An 11,913-nucleotide genomic window follows, 5' to 3' on the forward strand; every position below is an offset into this window, starting at 1 on the left:
AATGCCCTCGCAGTCTCGCCGGCCCTTGATCGAAACGACTCTCAACTTCTGCTCTTTTTTTCTTATGATCGATACGTTGCTGAGTTCGCCGTATTTCCGCTATCTGGTAAACACCTGACAGGGTAATCCCTCTTACTATATCCAGAAATATTCGTTTTCTCAAAAACCCCGCCGGGCACGCTTTCCAAGCCCGCCCGGCTTGAGTCCGAATGGTTGGCGAAAGAATTGCGTTGCATTTTTTCAATTGAATGAAGCGCAATTCGATTAAGCTTACATTTCACATGAATTGCTGAATAACTGAATTAATGCCGCGCATAGGCGATCGTCTCGACGCCGTGCTCGGTGCCGAGCAGGCACAAATCCGCGCCGCGCGCCGCGAACAATCCCACCGTCACGACTCCCGGCCAAGCGTTGATCGTTGACTCGAGCCCGCGCGGATCGTCGATCGACAGCCCTTTGACATCCAGGATCTCGTTGCCGTTGTCGGTCACGTAGGGTGTGCCGTCCGGCTTCACGCGCAACACGGGCACGCCGCCGAGGGCCGCGAGGCGCCGGCCGACCGCGGTGCGGGCCATCGGCACGACCTCGACCGGCAGCGGGAACCGGCCGAGCACCGGCACCCGCTTGCTCGCATCGGCGATGCAAACGAACGTTTCGGCAACCGAAGCCACGATCTTCTCGCGCGTCAGCGCGCCGCCGCCGCCCTTGATCATCGCGCCTGACGCGTCGATTTCGTCGGCGCCGTCGACATACACCTGCAGCGCATCGACTTCGTTCAGATCGAAGACCCGGATGCCGTGCGATTTCAAGCGCTGGGTCGTCGCAACCGAACTCGACACTGCACCGCGATAGCGATCCTTGAAGGCGGCGAGCGCATCGATGAAGCAGTTGGCGGTTGAGCCCGTGCCCACGCCGAGCACCGCGCCTTGCGGCACGTTGTCGATCACGTAACGGGCGGCGGCCTCGCCAACGAGGCGTTTGAGTTCGTCTTGGGTCATGGCAGCGTCAAATCGTCAAAGGTGCAAAAGGCGCAAGTTTACCGGCAGTCGGCGCCGCCGCCCGTTTTTTGCCATGTGCGCGCCGCCCAAGCAAGCGGCGCAACGTCTTTCGCACCCCGAACCATCCCGCTCGAACGGGCGCCGTTGGCACCCCGTGCACGCCGCGCTACTTTTTCAAACCTCGCTGCCGCACCGCCTCATACAGGCAAACGCCGCTCGCAACCGACACGTTCAAGCTCTCGACGCTGCCCGCCATCGGGATGAACATCACTTCGTCGCACGTGTCGCGCGTCAGGCGCCGCATCCCCTCGCCCTCCGCTCCCATCACGAGCGCGACGGGGCCGTCGAGCTTCGTATCGTATAAGCTCGCCGTCGCATCGTCCGACGTGCCGATCACCCATACACCCGCATCCTTCAGCTCGCGCAACGCCCGCGCGAGATTCGTCACCGTGATGTATGGCACCGTATCGGCCGCGCCGCTCGCGACTTTCGCGGCCGTCGCATTGAGGCCGACCGCACGGTCTCGCGGCGCGATGATCGCATGCGCGCCCGCCGCATCGGCCACGCGCAGGCACGCGCCCAGGTTGTGCGGATCGGTCACGCCGTCGAGCACGAGCAGCAACGCCGGCCCGCCGATGCCGTCCAGCAGCTCCGCGAGATTCTGCGCAAGCGGCAGATCCTCGACGCGCGCGACAACGCCCTGGTGCCGTTCGGTATGCGCGAGCCCCCAAAGACGCGTCTCATCCGCGGCAATGACGCGCACGCCCGCTTCCTTCGCGGCGTGCAGAAAATCCTGCATCCGGCGATCGCGGCGCGTCGCATCGTAGAACACCTCAGCAACCGTCGACGCGTCGTGCCGCATGCGCGCGGTCACCGCATGAAAACCGTAGAGAACCTTCAAACGTGACATGGCTCGAACAACCTTCCATCAAAAAAACGCATGGCCGCGCCCGGCGCGTGGCCATATGGGAAAAGAAAAGCGCCGCGCACCCGGCCGGGCGCGCGGCGTCTCGATCGGCAAGCGTCGCCGGCGATGGGCGACACGTGCATTCAGTACTTCTTGCGCGAACGCGCTTTTTTCGCGGCGGGCTTCGCCGCTGCCCCCTTCTTGCGCGCGGCGCGCGCCTCCTTCACTGCGGCGCTCGGCGCAGCCGCCGCCTTCTTGCGGCGCACGGGCGCTTCCGCGGGCGGCAACGCGCGCACACGCGGACCGCCCGGCTCGGCGCCGCCGGAGGACACCGCCGCACGCGGGGCTTTGATCGGCGTATCGCGCACGAGCCGGAAATCGATCTTGCGCGCGTCGAGATCGACGCGGCTCACCTGCACCCGCACCCGATCGGACAGCCGATAGCGAATACCGGTGCGCTCGCCGCGCAACTCGTTCTTCACTTCGTCGTACTGGAAATAATCGGCGCCGAGCTCCGTCACATGCACCAAGCCTTCGATAAACAGCGTATCGAGCTGCACGAAAATGCCGAACGACGTCACGCCGTTCACCATCCCGCCATACTCCTCGCCGAGCTTGTCGCGCATGAAATAGCATTTGAGCCACGCCTCGACGTCGCGCGACGCCTCGTCCGCGCGGCGCTCGTTCGCCGAGCAGTGCAGCCCGAGCTCCTCCCAGATCGCCGCGTTCGAACGCGCGCGGCCGCGCGATTCGTCATCCTCGCGCTGCATCGCCCGGGCGCGCGGCGACAACGCGGTGTTCAACTCGACGCCATCCGGCGATTTCGGCACATACTTCTTTCCCGCGAGAATCGCATAGATCGCGCGGTGCGTGAGCAGATCGGGATAGCGGCGAATCGGGCTCGTGAAATGCGCGTATGCATCGTATGCCAGCCCGAAATGGCCGATGTTGTCGGGGCTATAGACGGCCTGCTGCATCGAGCGCAGCAACATCGGCTGCAACATCTGCGCATCGGGACGGTCGCGGATGTGCGCCATCAGCGCCGCATAATCGCTGGCGTGCGGCGTGTCGCCGCCGCCGAGCGTGAGGCCCATGTCGCGCAGGAACGCGCGCAGGTTCTCGAGCTTTTCCGGCGTCGGCCCCGCATGCACGCGATACAGACCCGGATGCTTATTGCGCTTCAGAAAATCGGCCGCGCAGACATTCGCGGCAAGCATGCACTCCTCGATCAGACGGTGCGCGTCGTTGCGCTGGCGCGGCAGAATCTGCTCGATCTTGCCTTGCGCATTGCAGACGATATAGGTTTCCGTCGTGTCGAAATCGATCGCGCCTCGCTTTTGCCGCGCGACGAACAGCGCCTTGTAGACGCCATACAGATTCTGCAAATGCGGCAGCAGCTCCGCGCGGCGCGCCGCCTCGGGCCCCTTGGTGTTCGCGAGCACCGCGGCCACCTCGGTATACGTCAGGCGCGCGGCCGAGTGGATCACGGCCGGATAGAACTGATAGGCCTTGATATCGCCGCGCGCGTTGATGACGATGTCGCATGCGAGCACGCAGCGGTCGACCTGCGGATTCAGCGAGCAGAGCCCGTTCGACAGCTTCTCGGGCAGCATCGGAATCACGCGCCGCGGGAAGTACACCGACGTGCTGCGCTCGAGCGCGTCGGCATCGAGCGCGCTGCCCGGCTGCACGTAATGCGACACGTCCGCGATCGCGACGATCAGGCGAAAGCCTCCGCCGCGCCCGAGCGCAATGGGCTCGCAATATACCGCGTCATCGAAATCGCGCGCATCCTCGCCGTCGATCGTGACGAGCGGCACGTCGCGCAGATCGACGCGATAGCGCAGATCGGCCGGTCTCACCTTGTCAGGCAACGCGGCGGCCTCGTCGAGCGCGGCGCCGCCGAATTCGTAAGGCACGCCGTACTTGCGCACCGCGATCTCGATTTCCATGCCGGGATCGTCGATGTCCCCAAGCACTTCGACCACGCGGCCGAGCGGCTGCGAATGCCGGCTCGGAAAATCGGTCAGCTCGACGACGACCACTTGCCCGACCTTCGCCTTCTTCGCATTCTGCGCGACCAGGATATCGTGGCCGATGCGCTTGTCCTCCGGCGCGACGATGAGCGTGCCGTTCTCGTTCAGCATGCGCCCGATCACGCGCTTGTTCGCGCGCTCCGTCACCTCGACGACATGCCCTTCCGGACGCCCCCGCCGGTCATAGCCGACGATCCGCGCAAGCACGCGATCGTTGTGCATGACCTTTTGCATCTCCGCGTTCGGCAGAAACAGATCGTCCTGGCCGTCGTCACGAATCACGAAACCGTAACCGTCGCGATGGCCCTGCACGCGCCCCGCAACAAAGTTCGACGGATGCGTCAGCTGATAATGACCGCGCTTGTCGAGCCGGATCTGGCCGTCGCGCTCCATCGCGGCGACCCGCCGGAAGAATCCTTCGCGCTCCTGACGCTTGATCGACAGCGCTTCGGCAATGTCGTTCGCGGCGAGCGGCGCGTCGCTCGTGCGCAGCACGCCGAGAATCTCTTCGCGGCTCGGGATGGGATACGGATACTTGCTCAAGGGCTTGTCGATGATTGTTCTCGGTGCGTTTGGCTTGCGTGACGGGCGGCAGACAGACGTTGGACGGGCGTCCCGCTCGTTCATGCCGCCCCATTCTAACACCCGCTGCCGCACCAAACGGGCCGCGTGCCGCGTATTGAGCAGCATTCGGCCGGATCGATCCGAGTGCCGAAAAAGTGTTGACAGCCTCGCTCCGCACCTTATAATAGCGGTCTTTGCAGCACACACCTGCCCAGGTGGCGGAATTGGTAGACGCACTAGGTTCAGGTCCTAGCGGTGGCAACACCGTGGAGGTTCGAGTCCTCTCCTGGGCACCAGTTGTTTTGAAAAAGCCGGCTTTCAGCCGGCTTTTTCATTTTCGGTTTCCGTTGCGAAAACCCAAGCGGGCTGATTGACGGATTCGTGACATCCGGCGAACACGCCCGCATACGCGGGCCTCGATCGCACCTCGAATCCGGGCAGCCGGCACATCATCGGGACGGCACGCTGCCCGGCCCCGGCTTCAGACGCCGTTCCAGCGCTTCGCCGCGCTCGCGACACGCTCGCCTAGCAATTCAGCCGTCTTTCGATCGCTTTCGAGAATCGCTTCGCCGCCTTGGTCGGCATTCGCCTGCGCCATGGCGCCCAGGAATGAACCGAGCCGGTTCAGATCGTTGACCGATCCCGTGCTGCTGTTGTTGCCGGGCATCAAACCGAGGCTGACCCACAGCATTTGGTGCTGAGCCGCGAAGACGGCAAGCTGCTGCAGCGTCGCGAGCTTATCGCCGCTTTGCGACGCGGACACCGTGAAGCCGGCCGCCAGCTTGTCGCGCCATTTGCCCCAATACTTGGACGACGCGTCCATGAAACCCTTGAACTGCGCGGAAGCGCTGCCCATGTAGGTCGGCGAGCCGAAGATGATCGCTTTGGCATCGCGCTCCAGGTACTCCCAGTGTTCATCAATCGCCTCGACAGAAATCAGCTTGACCGATGCACCGTCGATTTTTTCGACTCCACGAGCGACCGCTTCCGCGATGACGGCAGCGTGGCCATAGCCACTATGGAACACCACTGCGATTTCAGACATGAAAACCCCTCTTCAGTTGCGATGGACTGCTAAAAGTTACTTTGATGGTAACAGAAAATCGCCCATCCAATAATATCGTTCGAACACGTCACATGCATTACCCCTCGCCGCGACTGCGGCCAGCGACACGACGCGCCCACGCTCGCCGAGCGAGGCGTCAACCGCCAATACAACAGCGGCAACGTGCATCGGTCCGTGACGTCCGCTTGCCTGCGTTCGCGTGTCAACGTAGCGCGGCACTTCGCACACGTCGACAATAATTCTGCTGACGGCGAACTTGAACTGGCTCGTAGGAAATTCGCTCGTTCTTTCCCGGAGGCAATGCTTCAATCGAGATCAGCCAACCGTCTCGCGCACGACGAATCCGGCACGCACTGCGTCGCCTTTTTTCACCGTCGGACAAATCGCGCAGAAATAGTTGACAGAGCCTTCAATCACGCTATAATCACGGTCTTTCGCGATGCAGCAAGCGAAACGTGCCCAGGTGGCGGAATTGGTAGACGCACTAGGTTCAGGTCCTAGCGGTGGCAACACCGTGGAGGTTCGAGTCCTCTCCTGGGCACCATCAGATAGTCCGGCATAAGCCGCAGTAGTTCGAAGAACCCCGTAAGATCTTGGTCTGACGGGGTTTTTTGTTTGTGCGGACGATTATTCGATTCCATTGGCGTCGACGATTTTTGCGTTCGTATGCGCACGCTCTTCACGTGCGGTCCATCGGCCGCCACCCGATGGACGATCGGCGGCTTCGGAATCCGGCGCCGACGATGCAGCCACCGCCTCGCCGCAGGCAACGGCCCCGGCCCGCGACTCGCCATCGTCGCACGACAGCCGCGATCGACGTTGACAGAAACGTCGATCGATTCGGAGCCTCGCCCGTCGCTTCGCGGGCTTGAAATGCCCGGCTGCTAAAGTCCGCCCCCCCATCAAAGCTCGAACCGAACCGATGGCGTTTTGTCATCGAATCGCAAGCCGCGCGCCCAATGTTTATTTGATGTTGCACCGCGCCCGCATATAAAGTCAGCATAGCGACATCCAACATCCGAGGCCCGGCGACGCTGCCGGGAAGCCCCCATCCCGAACGCCGCGTACCTGGCGAGCGCATTCCGACTGGAGTTCCCGTGGCCAATCAACTCAAGAAAATCGACCACATCGTCTATCTGATGCTGGAGAACCGATCGTTCGATCACATGCTTGGCTTCCTGTATACCGACAGCGGCAACCAATCGCCCACCGGCCAGCCTTTCGACGGCCTGACGGGCAACGAATCGAATCCCGATGATCTCGGCCATCCGGTGAGCGTCTATCGAATCCAGGCAACCGATCCTCATCCGTATTTGATGCCCGGCGCGGACCCCGGCGAAGGCTTCCAGAACACCAACTATCAGCTCTTTTCCCACGACGATCCGGCGCCGGGCGATACACCGACCAATCAAGGCTTCGTCATCAACTTCAAATCAGCGATCGCCTCCGACCAAGCCAAGCACTACAAGGATTCGCTGCCCGGCACGACGCCGTCGCAGATCATGGGGATGTATACGCCGCAACTGCTGCCCGTGCTGTCCGGGCTCGCCAAGGGCTATGCGGTATGCGACCGATGGTTCGCCTCCGTGCCGACGATGACGATGCCCAATCGCGCGTTCGCGCTCGCCGGCACCTCGCAAGGCCACCTCGACGATCACGTGAAAATCTTCACGTGCCCGAGCATCTTCGGACGGCTGTCGGACAAGAACGTCGACTGGGCGATCTTCGGCTATAACCGCGATCCGCTCACGCGCCACGACTTCCCCGATACGCAAAACGCGGACGACTCGCATTTCGGCCACTTTCGCGACTTCCAGTCGCGCGCATCGGCCGGCACGCTGCCGGCGTTCACCTTTCTCGAGCCGAGTTGGGACGCGACCGGCAACAGCCAGCATCCGAACTACGACGTCGCCGCGGGCGAGCAGCTCATTCACGACGTCTACTACACGTTGCGCAACAGCTCCGCGTGGGCGAGCACGCTTCTCATCATCACTTACGACGAGCACGGCGGCAATTACGACCACGTCCCGCCGCCATCGGGCGCGACCCCGCCCGGCGACGGCACGATCGGCGAGTTCGGCTTCGATTTCACCCGCTTCGGCGTGCGCGTGCCGGCGGTGCTGGTGTCGCCGCTCATCAAGGCCGGCACGGTGTTTCGGAGTGCGGCTGGCACGATCGATCACACGTCGGTATTGAAGACGGTCAGCGAGCGCTGGGGAACCGCGCCGCTGACGGCGCGCGATAAAGCCGCGCCGTCGCTCGGCGACGTCTTGACGCTCGCGAAACCGCGCGCGGCCGACGACGATCCGCTGCAAGGCGTGAGCGTGCCGGTAGCGTCGCTGCATCATCCGAACGCATCGCTGCCGTCGAAGCTCGACAAACTGCAAGCGGCGCGCATCGCGGCGCTGCCGCTGCGCAACGAAAAAGGCCATTACGAGCAAGCCGACCCGCCGCTCACGTCGAGTGCCGAGCTATCCGACTTCATTCGCAATCGCGGCGCGGCCTGGAGCCAGCACCGCCAGCGGCTGCAACAGCGACGGCAGGAGCGGTCGCGGCAAGCCACGCGCGGAAAAAAACGCTGACCGCTGCCAGGCGATGGCTCGCCGGGCGGCAAGCGGCGGCGGACGGTCTGGCCGACGCACGCGCCGCCAAGCGGGCGTGTGTACGGGCAAGCCGCGCCGGGAAACGGATTGCGGCAATGCCAGCGCATGCGGGCCGGCTGTCAGCCGCTGCGCGCGCGGAACCGCGAATCTTCCGCGAATCTTCCGCGCGCCGCCCGCCTGCTCGTCCGATCGACGCGTTGCTCGCCTGCACCGCCGTGGCCGCGCGACTGCGCTGCCTGTCGAGCGTCAGTTCTTTCGCGGTCCTGAGCATCGATCCGGCCACCGCCGATCCATTGCGTGAGCCGCCGCCCCCCTTCGACCCCGGCCGCGCGAACGCTGCATGCCACACACCGCGCACCGGTCAAGCAGACGCGCCGTGCTTGGCCGCCAACAGTTGCAGGCTTTCGTCGACACTCAGCTCCGATAACGCATCCGCGCGCAATGCCGAATCCGCCGCGCGCTGCAACACCTGCAACACGTTCGGTTTCAGGCGCACGCACACGAGCCGCCAGCCGCGCATCTCGCATTCGGCGGCAAAAGTCTTCAGCGCCTCGATCGTCGTGCCATCGACATCGGGCGACTCCTCCAGGCTCAGCATCACGGTCTGCACGCTCGGCTGAGCGCCGCGCGCAAGCTGCCGCACCATATTCAGCACGCGCTCGGCGTTCGCAAAGAAGAGTTGCGCCTCCGGCCGCACGATCAGCACGCCGGGCACCGGTTTCGCATCCCGATGGATCGACGCGTCGACGAAATCGTGGCTGTCGCGCAACCGCCCGAGCACGCTCACCTTCGGTTCGGACAATTGCTTGAGCGTCAACAGCAGGCTCACGCCGATCGCGGCAAGCAGCCCGTGCAACACGCCGAGCACGATCACGGCGCCGAGCGCGGCGATCACGACGAGCCGGTCGCGGCGCCAGATCCAATACGGCCGGAACACGTCCGGATGCAGCGAATGACTGACGGCGAAGATCACGATCGCGGCAAGCACCGGCTCCGGAATCCGCGCGAGCTGCGGCAGCAGCAGCCAGACGATCAGCGCGATCACGGCCGCCGCAATCAGGCTCGCCATTTTCGATTGCGCCCCCGCTGCCTCGTTCGCCGACGTCGCCGAATAGCCTGCGCCAACGGGCATCCCGTGCAGCAGCCCCGATACGAGGTTCGCGCAGCCGAGCGCGACGAGATCGCGGTTCGGCGACACGGCATCGCCATGCTTCAGCGCGAAATTGCGGATCGCGCCATACGATTCCGCGTACAGAATCAACATCAGCGCGACACCCAGCTCGGCTGTCTGCATCCATGCGGTGCGGCTCAACGGCGGCAATCCGAATGCGAAGTTCTGCAGATCGATCGTCCCGACCACCGCGATCCCGTAGCGGTGCCAGTCGATCCAGTAACCGGCCGCGATGCCGAGCACGATCACCACGAGCGTCGCCGGCACGCGCGAACGCCGCCCGAGCACGAACAGAATCGCGAGCGCCGCCGCGCCGAGCGCCGCGCTATAAGGGTTGCAATGCGGCAACCCGGAGAGCAGATCGATGGCGACGCGCAGCGTATCGCTATGCGCGACGTGCAACTCGAGAATCTTCGGCAATTGCTTGATGACGATCGTGAGCGCAAGGCCGAACGTAAAGCCGCGCAGCACCGGCCGTGCGATGAAGTCCGACATCCCGCCCAGGCGGGCCGCGCCCGCGGCGATGAAGATCACGCCCGTAGTCGCGACGAGCGCGGCGGCCATCAGCAGCGGCGCGGCGTGCGGCCCCGCGCCGGAAACCACGGTTGCCGCAAGCACGACGGCCGACGACGACGTCGCCGACACGATCGCGAAGCGGCTGCTGCCGACGAGCGCATACACGACGAGCCCGACCAGCAGCGCGATCAACCCCGTCTGCGGCGGCAGGCTCGCGAGCCCCGCATATGCAACTGCTTCGGGAATCAGCAAACCCGCGATCGACAGCCCGGCGAGCGCGTCACGCGCAGTGCGCTCGCCGCGCGGCGCGGACGGCGCGGCGAGCGCGGCGAAATGCTCGGCTTGCCGCGGTGCCGTGTCGGGGCGGCTCGAATGGCTGTCCATGTTGTTGTCTCGCCTATCGAAAAGCGCCGCGCGTCAACGTGCCGTCGCAACCACGCCGGACCAGCCGGGCAAATAACGCGCTTCCTGCGTGTGCGCATAGCCGAGCGCCAATTCGAGCGCCTTCGCGAAATCCCTGCGGATCTGCGCAGCCGGAATCTTCAGGCGCAGAAAGTCGGCCCATAGGAATTCGCTGAACGGCGTCGCGTCCTTCGCGTAACCGCCCGCCGTGCGCAACTCCCCTGCAAGGCTTCGGAAAGGATCGTCCTTCAGGCCGACGAGCGATTTGGGCAGCTTCGAATAGTCATGACGCGCGCCGTTCGCGCCGAACGGATGGACCCACTGGTTGTGCTCCATCATCCGCCAGAAGATCGTCTCGTCGAGCCACGACAAATCCTTCAGCAGCATCGCCTTGACCTCGCTTACGCCTTCCTCGATCAGCGCGAGGCCGAGGTGATGGTGATCGACGATGAAATATTCGCCGCCCGGCCCGAGCACGGCCGGAAACCAGTGCGAATCGATCGCGGCCTTGCGCGCCTTCTTGCCGAGCGACTTCCAATGCTTGCGCTTGGCCTTGACCTCGCGATAGCCGACCGTAAGCTGCGTGGGCCGCAGCGCGTCGAGCTTCGCCGGAATCAGTGGGGTGTCCTTGCCGATCGTCATGACCTTCGCTCCCGAAAACGGTTTCGGCAACGATACATGGGATCAGCGCGCGCGTTAATACGGCATTGCACGGGATCCGCGAATCCGCGCATCGCTCGTCGAGCACGCGCCGGATTCGCTCATGCGTGCAGCCGGCCGGTGCGCCGCGGCCGCATGATCGAACGCGACGCGCGGGCCTGCAGGCCGAGCGGCAAAAGCCGCTTCAGCGGTCGTTCACGGCGAGATCGGCGCGCTCGAGCCGATGGCGGACATACGAGACTTCGCGCGTCGTCGCGGCCAGCCCGGGCGCCGCGCCGCCGGCATACGCCGGCTCGCGCACGATGCTCACGCGCCGCATCCCCAGCTTGCGCGCCACGTTCAGCGACGCGTGGTTTTCGGCGGCGATGTCCGCGACGATCCTCGGCAGCCGCACTGTCCCGAATGCATGCGCGACGACGCGCCGCGCGGCCTCGCCGGCGATCCCGCGCCCCCAAGCGGCGCGCACGAGCCGCCAGCCGATCTCGACGTCGCGCCCGAGCGCCGAATCATCCGGAATCAGCAACACCCAGCCGACGAACTGCGCGGGCCGCGCTTTCTCGAAGATCGACCAATAGCCGAGCCCCGGCGGATACGCACGCGTGATCCGATGCTCGACGAAGCGGCGATGCTCGACAGGATCGCTCCAAGGCCCGGCGATATAGCGGGTGACGTCCGGATCGCGATCCATCGCGATACATGCGTCGAGATCGGTCAGCGCGCGCGGACGCAGCCACAGGCGTTCGGTTTCAAGCGTCGGCAGCGGCAAGCGAGGTTCCATGGATGGCAGGTCTGTTTGTCAATGTAAGCATCTGGAAGCATGGCGACGCAAACACGTTAGCATCGCCGCGTCGCGCCGTCACGGAACGCCCAGGCTGCGCCGGCGGAGTTCGCCACGGGCCGCTGCCTAGGGATTAATCCGGATCGGCTCCGAGCCAGCGCTCAAGCGTGCGACGAGCAGCGTACACTCCGGTTGACCGTCCGTGCACGGCG

8 protein-coding genes and 2 tRNA genes are annotated in these 11,913 nt (G+C 64.5%); 3 read left to right on the forward strand and 7 right to left on the reverse strand.

Features of this window, described 5'->3' with window-relative positions:
* Positions 1-302: 302 nt before the first annotated feature.
* From rpiA to rnr, 3 genes are all read right to left on the reverse strand, one after another.
* Positions 303-998 carry a ribose-5-phosphate isomerase RpiA gene (gene rpiA, locus AQ611_RS11205; RefSeq protein WP_069234562.1) on the reverse strand — a complete coding sequence of 232 codons (696 nt, stop codon included), beginning with the start codon at positions 996-998 and terminating at the stop codon, positions 303-305.
* A 166-nt stretch (positions 999-1,164) separates the two neighbouring features.
* Positions 1,165-1,908 (reverse strand): 23S rRNA (guanosine(2251)-2'-O)-methyltransferase RlmB, encoded by a 744-nt coding sequence (gene rlmB, locus AQ611_RS11210; RefSeq protein ID WP_059518442.1) that lies wholly within the window; start codon positions 1,906-1,908, stop codon positions 1,165-1,167.
* Positions 1,909-2,048: 140 nt separating this feature from the next.
* Entirely contained in the window at positions 2,049-4,484 is a 2,436-nt protein-coding gene (gene rnr / locus AQ611_RS11215) for a ribonuclease R (RefSeq protein WP_069234563.1), read from the reverse strand.
* Positions 4,485-4,714: 230 nt separating this feature from the next.
* On the opposite strand from rnr, the gene AQ611_RS11220 reads away from it, so the two are divergent.
* Positions 4,715-4,801, forward strand: a tRNA-Leu gene (locus AQ611_RS11220).
* 185 nt (positions 4,802-4,986) lie between these two features.
* On the opposite strand, the gene AQ611_RS11225 is transcribed toward AQ611_RS11220, so the two are convergent.
* Complete coding sequence (locus tag AQ611_RS11225) at positions 4,987-5,550, reverse strand: flavodoxin family protein (RefSeq protein ID WP_059518446.1); 564 nt, start codon at positions 5,548-5,550, stop codon at positions 4,987-4,989.
* Positions 5,551-6,028: 478 nt separating this feature from the next.
* Here AQ611_RS11225 and AQ611_RS11230 point away from each other — a divergent pair.
* Both AQ611_RS11230 and AQ611_RS11240 read left to right on the forward strand, forming a co-directional pair.
* Positions 6,029-6,115 (forward strand) — tRNA-Leu (locus AQ611_RS11230).
* 553 nt (positions 6,116-6,668) lie between these two features.
* Positions 6,669-8,153: an alkaline phosphatase family protein gene (locus tag AQ611_RS11240; protein ID WP_069234565.1), complete on the forward strand. Its 1,485-nt coding sequence runs from the start codon at positions 6,669-6,671 to the stop codon at positions 8,151-8,153.
* Positions 8,154-8,535: 382 nt separating this feature from the next.
* Here the strand turns inward: AQ611_RS11240 and AQ611_RS11245 are convergent, their stop codons facing one another.
* From AQ611_RS11245 to AQ611_RS11255, 3 genes are all read right to left on the reverse strand, one after another.
* On the reverse strand, positions 8,536-10,245 hold the full coding sequence (locus tag AQ611_RS11245; protein ID WP_069234566.1) for a SulP family inorganic anion transporter: 1,710 nt from the start codon (positions 10,243-10,245) through the stop codon (positions 8,536-8,538).
* A gap of 33 nt (positions 10,246-10,278) precedes the next feature.
* Positions 10,279-10,905, reverse strand: coding sequence for a ParB-like protein (locus AQ611_RS11250; protein WP_069234567.1), 627 nt, complete (start codon positions 10,903-10,905; stop codon positions 10,279-10,281).
* A 202-nt stretch (positions 10,906-11,107) separates the two neighbouring features.
* On the reverse strand, positions 11,108-11,701 hold the full coding sequence (locus AQ611_RS11255) for a GNAT family N-acetyltransferase (protein WP_083237300.1): 594 nt from the start codon (positions 11,699-11,701) through the stop codon (positions 11,108-11,110).
* Positions 11,702-11,913: the final 212 nt, after the last annotated feature.

It is taken from the genome of Burkholderia singularis, assembly GCF_001718875.1.
Lineage (GTDB): Bacteria > Pseudomonadota > Gammaproteobacteria > Burkholderiales > Burkholderiaceae > Burkholderia > Burkholderia singularis.

Coding starts and splice junctions, on each gene's coding strand:
- rpiA (WP_069234562.1), bottom strand. CDS start 998: ATGACCCAAGACGAACTCAAACGCCTCGTTGGCGAGGCCGCCGCCCGT.
- rlmB (WP_059518442.1), bottom strand. CDS start 1,908: ATGTCACGTTTGAAGGTTCTCTACGGTTTTCATGCGGTGACCGCGCGC.
- AQ611_RS11225 (WP_059518446.1), bottom strand. CDS start 5,550: ATGTCTGAAATCGCAGTGGTGTTCCATAGTGGCTATGGCCACGCTGCC.
- AQ611_RS11245 (WP_069234566.1), bottom strand. CDS start 10,245: ATGGACAGCCATTCGAGCCGCCCCGACACGGCACCGCGGCAAGCCGAG.
- AQ611_RS11250 (WP_069234567.1), bottom strand. CDS start 10,905: ATGACGATCGGCAAGGACACCCCACTGATTCCGGCGAAGCTCGACGCG.
- AQ611_RS11255 (WP_083237300.1), bottom strand. CDS start 11,701: ATGGAACCTCGCTTGCCGCTGCCGACGCTTGAAACCGAACGCCTGTGG.